Origin of the sequence: Caldovatus aquaticus (assembly GCF_019458025.1) — a bacterium.
Classification (GTDB): Bacteria; Pseudomonadota; Alphaproteobacteria; order Acetobacterales; family Acetobacteraceae; genus Caldovatus; species Caldovatus aquaticus.
In genome coordinates this window covers 36,091-43,470 of sequence record NZ_JAHZUY010000031.1, presented here as the reverse complement: position 1 = coordinate 43,470, position 7,380 = coordinate 36,091, and the positions used below count along the sequence as shown (strand labels likewise).

At 75.6% G+C, this 7,380-nt stretch carries 5 protein-coding genes; 3 read left to right on the top strand and 2 right to left on the bottom strand.

Going from position 1 to position 7,380, the window contains the following annotated elements; all coding sequences use genetic code 11:
- The first annotated feature begins 139 nt into the window (after positions 1 to 139).
- Positions 140 to 1,600 (top strand): M81 family metallopeptidase, encoded by a 1,461-nt coding sequence (locus tag K1J50_RS11720; protein ID WP_220117896.1) that lies wholly within the window; start codon positions 140 to 142, stop codon positions 1,598 to 1,600.
- Between the two features lie 33 nt (positions 1,601 to 1,633).
- Here the strand turns inward: K1J50_RS11720 and K1J50_RS11715 are convergent, their stop codons facing one another.
- Together K1J50_RS11715 and K1J50_RS11710 are read right to left on the bottom strand one after the other, a co-directional pair.
- Positions 1,634 to 3,268, bottom strand: a complete 1,635-nt coding sequence (locus K1J50_RS11715) for an acyl-CoA synthetase (RefSeq protein WP_220117895.1) — start codon at positions 3,266 to 3,268, stop codon at positions 1,634 to 1,636.
- A gap of 2 nt (positions 3,269 to 3,270) precedes the next feature.
- Positions 3,271 to 4,110 carry an enoyl-CoA hydratase gene (locus K1J50_RS11710; protein WP_220117894.1) on the bottom strand — a complete coding sequence of 280 codons (840 nt, stop codon included), beginning with the start codon at positions 4,108 to 4,110 and terminating at the stop codon, positions 3,271 to 3,273.
- A 217-nt stretch (positions 4,111 to 4,327) separates the two neighbouring features.
- Between K1J50_RS11710 and K1J50_RS11705 the strand changes: the two genes are divergently transcribed.
- Both K1J50_RS11705 and K1J50_RS11700 read left to right on the top strand, forming a co-directional pair.
- Positions 4,328 to 4,795, top strand: a complete 468-nt coding sequence (locus K1J50_RS11705) for a (2Fe-2S)-binding protein (RefSeq protein WP_220117893.1) — start codon at positions 4,328 to 4,330, stop codon at positions 4,793 to 4,795.
- Between the two features lie 11 nt (positions 4,796 to 4,806).
- Positions 4,807 to 7,023: a xanthine dehydrogenase family protein molybdopterin-binding subunit gene (locus tag K1J50_RS11700; RefSeq protein ID WP_220117892.1), complete on the top strand. Its 2,217-nt coding sequence runs from the start codon at positions 4,807 to 4,809 to the stop codon at positions 7,021 to 7,023.
- Positions 7,024 to 7,380: the final 357 nt, after the last annotated feature.

The window sequence follows — 7,380 nt, the reverse complement described above, 5'->3', positions numbered from 1 at the left end:
ATGCTTCAATCGCCTCAAGCATTTCCGCCGCATCGCCACACGCTTCGACAAGCTCGCACGCAACTACCTCTCCACCGTCGCCCTCGCCGCCATCCGGCTGTGGACACGGTTTGAGTCCAGGACCTAGGCTGATGCCGCCATGCCGCACATCGCCGTCGCCCGCCTGTGGTTCGAGGGGAACTCCTTCGCGCCCGTTCCCACGCCGCAATCCGCCTTCGAATCGCGCGAGTGGACCGCGGGGCCGGAGGCGCTGGCGCGCTACGCCGGCACGGCGACGGAGCTCGGCGCGGTCGCCGCCTTCCTCGCCGCGCGGCCGGGCTGGCGCGCGACCGTGCTGCGCTGCGCCGCCGCGCAGCCCGGGGGACCGATGGCGGATGCGGCAATGGCCGCCTGGCGGGCCGAGGTCGAGGCGGCGCTCCAGGCGGGGCGCTTCGACGGGATCTACCTCTCGCTGCACGGCGCCTGCGTGACCGAGAGCGACGCGGAGGCCGACCTCGCCACGCTCCGCCGCATCCGCTCCCTCGTCGGCAGGAACGTGCCGATCACCGCGAGCTTCGACTTCCACGCCAACATGGCGCCGGAGGCGGCGGAACTGCTCGACGGCGCCTCGGCCTACCGCACCTACCCGCACGTGGACATGGACCGCGCGGCGATGCGCGCCCTCGCCCTGCTCGAACGCGCCATCGGCGGCGCGCCGCGCGCCGCGGGGCACATCGCCAAGCGGCCGGTGGTGCTGCACAGCTTCCACATGCGCGACGAAAGCGGCCCGATGGCGGAGGTCTGGGCCGAGGCGGCGGCGGCGGAGCGGCCGCCGGTGCTGGACGCCTCGCTCTTCGGCGGCTTCGCCTGGGGCGACAGCCCCCATGCCGGCCCCGCCGCGATGGTCTGGGCGGAGGACGCCGGCGCCGCCCGCGCGCTGGCCGAGCGGCTGGCCGACTCGATCGCCGCGCGGCGCGCGCGCTTCGCCGTGACGCTGCCCGGCCCGGCGGCGGCGCTGCGCCAGGCGCTCGCCGCCCCGCCCGGCCTGGTGGCGCTGCTCGACCCGGCCGACAACCCGCTCTCCGGCGGCATCGCCGACACGCCGGGCCTGCTGCGCGCCCTGGTCGAGGCGCGGCTCGAGGTCCCGGCCGTGTTCGCCTTCCTGCACGACCCCGCCACCGTCGCCGCGGCGCGGGCGGCCGGCGTCGGCGCCCGCATCACCCGCCCGCTCGGCGGCCGGCTGACGGGGATGTTCGGCCCGCCCGTCGTCGTCGAGGCCGAGGTCGAGCGCCTCACCGACGGCCGCTTCGTCAACGAGGGCCCGATGGAGCGCGGCGCGCCGGTGGACCTCGGCGCGACCTGCGTGCTGCGCCTCGGCCCGGCACTCCGCGTCATCTGCACGGCGCGCAAGGAGGCGGCGGTGGATCCGGCCTTCTTCGCCCTGCACGGCATAGACCTCGGCGCGACGCGGCTGCTCGCCAACAAGGCGAAGAACCACTTCCGTGCCGCCTTCGCCGGGCGGTGCAGCGCGATCGTCGAGTGCGACTGCCCGGGGCCGGCCGCGCTCGACCTCGCCGCCCTGCCGTTCCGCCACGTGCCGCCCGCGTGGCGCCAGGCCTGAGCGGCCCCGCCGCGGCAGGGGCCGGCCGGCCGCTCAGGCCCCCTTGCGTGCCAGCTCCCGCAGCACGTGCTTCTGGATCTTGCCGGTCGAGGTCTTCGGCAGCTCCGTGAACACCACCGCGCGCGGCGCCTTGAAGTGCGCCATGCGCTCGCGGCAGAAGGCGATCAGCTCCTCGGCGGTGGCGCTGGCGCCCGGCTTCAGCTCGACGAAGGCGCAGGGCGTCTCGCCCCACTTCTCGTCCGGCTTCGCCACCACTGCGGCGAGCGCGACCGCCGGGTGCTTGAACAGCACCTCCTCGACCTCGATCGAGGAGATGTTCTCCCCGCCCGAGATGATGATGTCCTTGGAGCGGTCCTTGAGCTGGATGTAGCCGTCGGGGTGGCGCACCGCGAGGTCGCCGGTGTGGAACCAGCCGCCGGCGAAGGCGGCCTCGGTCGCGGCCGGGTCCTTGAGGTAGCCCTTCATCACCACGTTGCCGCGCATCATCACCTCGCCGAGGGTGGCGCCGTCCGCCGGCACGGGCCGCAGGGTCGCGGGGTCCATCACCTCCAGCCCCTCGAGGGCGAGGTAGCGCACGCCCTGGCGCGCCATCAGCGCGGCCTGCTCGGCGAGCGGCCGCGCCTCCCACTCGGCGTGCCACTCGTTCACCACGGCGGGGCCGTAGACCTCGGTCAGGCCGTAGACGTGGCAGACCGCGAAGCCCGCCGCGCGCATCGCCGCGAGCACGCTCTCGGGCGGCGGCGCGGCGGCGACGACGAACTGCACGGCGTGGGGGAGGGGGCGCTTCTCCGCCTCCGGCGTGTTGAGCAGCGTCGCCATGACGATCGGCGCGCCGCACATGTGGGTGACGCCGTGCTCCGCGATCAGCCGCCACATCTCGGGGCCCCGCACCGCGCGCAGGCAGACATGGGTGCCGGCGACGGCGGAGACGGTCCAGGGGAAGCACCAGCCGTTGCAGTGGAACATCGGCAGGGTCCAGAGATAGACGGGGTGCTTCCCCATCCCCGCCGACAGCACGTTGCCCACCGCCAGCAGGTGCGCCCCGCGGTGGTGATAGACCACGCCCTTCGGCCGCCCCGTGGTGCCGGAGGTGTAGTTCAGCGTGATGGCGTCCCACTCGTCGCGCGGCAGCGGCCAGGCGAAGGACGGATCGCCCTCGGCGAGCAGCGCCTCGTAGGGCACACCGCCCAGCGTCTCGGCCTGCGCGCCCTCCGGCGCCAGCGGGTCGTCCACCTCGATCACCATCGGGCGCGCCCGGCACTCCGCGAGCGCCGGGCGCAGCACCGGCATGAACTCCCTGTCCACCAGGACCGCCCGGGCCTCGCCGTGGTCGAGGATGTAGGCGATGGTGCCGGCGTCGAGCCGGGTGTTGATCGTGTTCAGCACCGCGCCCGCCATCGGCACGCCGTAGTGGCACTCCAGCATCGCGGGGATGTTGGGCAGCAGCGCCGCCACCGTGTCGCCGCGGCCGATGCCGCGCCGCGCGAGCGCATGGGCGAGGCGCACGCAGCGGTCGCGCAGCTCCCGGTAGGGCATGGCCCGTCCCGCATGCAGCACGGCAGTGTGGTCGGGGAAGACCTGCGCGGCGCGCTCGAGGAACAGCAGCGGGGTCAGCGGCTGGTGGTTGGCGGCGACCCGCGGCAGCGCGTCGTAGTCGGCGGCGGCCATGCTCAGCGGTCCTTCCACACCGGCTTGCGCTTGCCGAGGAAGGCGCCGATCCCCTCGGCGGCGTCCTCTGCCATCAGGTTCTCGACCATGGCGGCGGCGGAGCAGGCGTAGGCCTCCGCCAGCGGCCGGCCGAGCTGGCGGTAGAAGTTCCGCTTGCCGAGCCGGACCGTCAGCGCCGAGCGCGCGGCGATCCGCCGCGCGAGGTCGAGCGCCGTCGGCATCACCTCCGCGGGCGGCACCACGCGGTTGACCAGGTGGATGCGCCGCGCCTCCTCGGCCGGGATCATCTCGCCGAGCAGCAGCATCTCCATCGCCGGCTTCGGCGGCACGGCGCGCGAGAGGGCGACCGCCGGGGTCGAGCAGAACAGGCCGATGTCCACGCCGGGGGTGCAGAAGCGCGCCTCGGTCGAGGCCACCGCGAGGTCGCAGGTGGCGACGAGCTGGCAGCCGGCCGCGGTGGCCACGCCCTGGACGGCGGCGATCACGGGCTGGGGCAGCGCGGTGATGGCCTGCATCACCTCGGCGCAGCGCGTCATGGTGGTTTCGAAGAAGGCGCGGCCGCCGTCCGGGTCGGCGCGGCGGGCGGTGAGCTCGCGCAGGTCGTGGCCGGCGGAGAAGACCGGCCCCTCGGCGGCGAGCACCACGGCGCGCACCGCGGAGTCGGCGGCGATCTCCCCGAACGCCGCGGCGAGCGCGTCGAGCATGGCGAGCGAGAGGGCGTTGCGCGCCGCCGGCCGGTTGAGGGTGAGGACATGGACCCCGCCGCCCTCGTCGCGGCGCAGCAGGAGGGGCGGCGCGGCCGGACCGGCCTCGCCGGAGAGGGGCTGGAGCTGGGCCGACATGGGCATCTCCGCGTTGGGGACCGGCCGGCCCGGCGCCGGCGCGCCGGGCGGCCCGGTCGGATCGCCCCCTATATGCCGCCCCCGGGCCCGCCTTGTCAGCCTCGGCGGGGCGGCGCGGCGACGCCGGGATTGCGCCGGGGCCCGCGCCTGCGCTTCCCTAGCGGCGAGGCAGGAGCACGGCCGGCACCGGATCGTCCGGCCGGGGAGGAAGCGAGGAATGAGCCAGACCGTGGCGATGATCGTCAACGGCCGCCCCGTCTCGGTGACGGCCGATGATCCGCAGATGCCGCTGCTCTACGCGCTGCGCAACGATCTCGGCCTGACCGGGCCGCATTACGGCTGCGGCCTCGCCCAGTGCGGCGCCTGCACCGTGCATGTCGAGGGCGAAGCGGTGCGCTCCTGCTCGCTGCCGCTGGCGGCGGCCGCGGGCAAGCGGATCACCACCCTCGAGGGCCTCGGCACGCCGGAGCGGCCGCATCCCGTGCAGGCCGCGTTCATCGCCGAGCAGGCCGTGCAGTGCGGCTACTGCACCAACGGCATGATCATGGAGGCCGCCGCCTTCCTGGCGAAGAACCCCCGCCCGACGGAGGCGCAGGTCAGGCAGGCGCTGGCCGGCAACATCTGCCGCTGCGGCACCCATCCGCGCGTCGTCGCGGCGGTGCTGCGCGCCGCGACCCGGGGCTGAGGGAGGCGAGGATGGACGGGATGATCGAGCGGCGCGGCTTCCTCAAGGCGGCCGCCGCCGGCGGCGGGATGCTGGTCGCCTTCGCCCTCGGCGGCGCCCCGCGCGGCGCCCGCGCCTGGGCCGAGAAGCCGGTGGCGACCGACGAGGTGGACAGTTTCCTCGCCATCGACGGCGAGGGGCGGGTGACGGTCTATTCCGGCAAGGTCGACCTCGGCACCGGGGTGCGCACCGGCCTCGCCCAGATCGCCGCCGAGGAGCTGGACGTGCCGCTCGCCCGCGTCGCCGTGGTCGAGGGCGACACGGCGCTGACGCCGGACCAGGGACCCACCTACGGCTCGCTCTCGATCCAGAACGGCGGCGTCCAGCTCCGCCAGGCCGCCGCGACGGCGCGCCAGGCGCTGCTGCGCGAGGCGGCGCAGCGGCTCGGCGTCCCGGCCGAGGGCCTGCGCATCGAGGAGGGCGTCGTCATCGCCCCCGACGGGCGCCGCGCGAGCTATGGCGAGCTGGTCGGCGGCAAGGCGTTCCGCCTCAAGCTCGACGCCAACGCGCCGATCAAGCCGCCCGAGGCGCGGCGGATCGTCGGCCGCGCCGTGCCGCGGCTCGACATCCCGGACAAGGTGTTCGGCACCTTCCGCTACGTCCACGACTTCCGCCTCCCCGGCATGCTGCACGGCCGGCCGGTGCGCCCGCCGGCGCTCGGCGCGACCGCGCTCGCGGTGGACGAGGCGAGCGTGCGCGGCATCCCCGGCGTGGTGCGCGTCGTCCACCAGGGCGCCTTCGTCGGCGTGGTGGCCGAGACCGAGTGGGCGGCGATCCGCGCCGCGGGGGAGCTGCGCGTGCGCTGGTCCGACTGGGCCGGCCTGCCGGAGCAGGCGCGGCTCTGGGAGCATGTCCGCGCCACCCCTGTCGCCCAGCGCCAGGTGACGAGCGAGCGCGGCGACCCCGCCGCCGCCATCGCGGCGGCGCCGCGCAAGCTCTCGGCCACCTACGACTTCCCGATCCACACCCACGGCTCGATGGGCCCGTCCTGCGCGGTGGCGGAGTTCCGCGACGGCAGGCTCACCGTCTGGTCGGCGAGCCAGGCCACGCACAACCTGCGCAAGCAGCTCGCCCTGATGCTCGGCATGCCGGTCGAGCAGGTGCGCTGCATCTACATGGAGGGCTCCGGCTGCTACGGCCGCAACGGGCACGAGGACGCGGCGGCCGACGCCGCGCTTCTGGCGCGCGCCGTCGGGCGGCCGGTGCGCGTGCAGTGGATGCGCGCCGACGAGCATGGGTGGGACCCGAAGGGCCCGCCGACGCTGGTCGATCTGCGCGCCGGGCTGGACGCCGAGGGCCGGGTGGTCGGCTGGGAGAGCGAGGCCTTCATCCCCAAGGGCGCCGGCGGCAACGTCGATCTGGCGGCCGCCGAGCTGGCCGGCCTGCCGCGGGAGAGCCAGATCAACCCCGGCAACATCATCCACAACCTGGCCACGCCCTACGCCTTCCCGGCGGTGAGGACGGTCTGCCACCGGCTGGAGACGACGCCCTTCCGGCCGAGCTGGATCCGCACGCCGGGGCGGATGCAGAACACCTACGCCAACGAGGCCTTCCTCGACGAGCTGGCGGCCGCCGCGGGGGCGGACCCGATCGAGTACCGCCTCCGCTACCTGCCCGCCGACGACCGGCGCGGGCGGGAGGTGCTGGAGCGGGTGGCGCGGCTGGCCGGCTGGCAGACCCGCCCCTCGCCGCAGCGCGAGCGCGGCGGCGAGGTGCTGCGCGGCCGCGGCGTCAGCTACTGCAAGTACGAGCTGACGCGCACCTACGTCGCCGCGGTGGCCGAGGTGGAGGTCAACCGCCGCACCGGGGAGATCCGCGTCACCCGCTTCCTCTGCACCCACGACTGCGGACAGATCATCAATCCGGACGGGGTGAAGGCGCAGGTCGAAGGCAACGTCATCCACACGCTGAGCCGCACCCTGAAGGAGGAGCTGACCTTCGACCGCCGGGCGGTGACCAGCCTCGACTGGGCGAGCTACCCGGTGATCGGCTTCCCGGAGGTGCCGGAGATCGTCGTCGAGCTGATCGACCGGCCGAACGAGCGGCCCTGGGGGGCCGGCGAGCCGACGGCGGCGGTCGTGCCCTCGGCGGTGAGCAACGCGGTGTTCGACGCGACCGGGGTGCGGCTGCGCTCGGTTCCCTTCACGCCGGCGAAGTTCCGCGCCGCGGCGGCGGAACGGGGAGCCTGAGCGCCGGGATAGGCCGGCGGCGGGCCGGCGCCGGCGCGGCTCCGGCGCGCGGCTGGCCGGGCGGCAGGACCGGCGCGATGGGAAGCTTCTGCCGCGTGGGAAACGGGGCCTATCCCGCCGCTTCGCCCGGCGGGCGCCCGGCCCGTCGGGCGGCGCCGGAGGGATGGGGCATGCGGCGGTCGCCCGATCCCCTGCGGCCAGGTCGCCGAGGCTGGCGCCGCGCGCCCCCGCCCGGGCCCGCGGCCGTGCCTGCGGCTCCCCGCGGTGGGCGCGGACGGAGGCGCCGGCGACGCCTGCCGCCCTGGCCGGGGCGCGGCGCACCGGACTCCCGGCAGGGGGCGCGGGGGAAGCGCCGGT